This window comes from Vibrio sp. 1978 (assembly GCF_033344345.1).
The window spans coordinates 1-725 of sequence record NZ_JAWPOP010000429.1 but is presented as its reverse complement, the minus strand read 5'-3'; the positions used below and the strand labels follow the sequence as shown (position 1 = coordinate 725).

The 725-nt window shown below is 51.7% G+C and carries 1 protein-coding gene; it reads left to right on the top strand.

Annotated elements, in window-relative coordinates:
- A partial coding sequence (locus tag R8N49_RS27055; RefSeq protein WP_318190441.1) for a polysaccharide biosynthesis/export family protein occupies positions 1-725 on the top strand: 725 nt, incomplete at both ends.

Below are 725 nucleotides of genomic sequence, written 5' to 3'. Positions count from 1 at the left end.
TCCGTGCAAGGCTACGTTGTTAAGCCGGGTGAATACACGTTGCCCGCAGGTTCTAACATCCAAATGTTTGTTTACGAAGCTGGCGGACTCCGCGCTGGCGCGCAGCTCGACAAAATGATCGTCAAACGTGGCGATCAGAACATCGAGTTCGATTACAAACGCTTTTTGGATACAGGCGACAACAGCCAGCTACCAAGACTGGAATCGTTAGACGTGTTATTTGTGCCTGCTTCCCCATTGGTCGGCAACATTGAGCAAGAATTCGATGCAGCCAAACTCGCCAACTCTGGTGACAGTGCCGACTCCGCTCGCGCAATCAAAGTGTTCGGTGAAGTGAACGCCCCGGGCTCATTTACTTACAAGCCAAACACCACACTTGTCGATGTGGTCATGCGCGCTGGCGGCGTTACTCGCTACGCGAGCGTTGAGCAAATTCGCGTGATTACGAACAACACACCAACTATGTTCAACTTGAAAACCTACCTAGATACAGGCGATCAAAGCTTGCTGCCTGAGATATTGCCCGGCGCAACCATCTTTGTTCCTAAGCAGGAAGAAGAGATAAAAGCTGGCGCGAACGTAGTTTATATCATGGGTGAAGTTGCGCACCCGGGGGCTTACGAAGGTAAACAAGGCGCGAGCTTTATGGACATTCTGGCAAACGCGGGGGGCCCGACTCGTTACGCAGAATCACGCCAAATACGAGTGATAAAAGCCGACGGTCA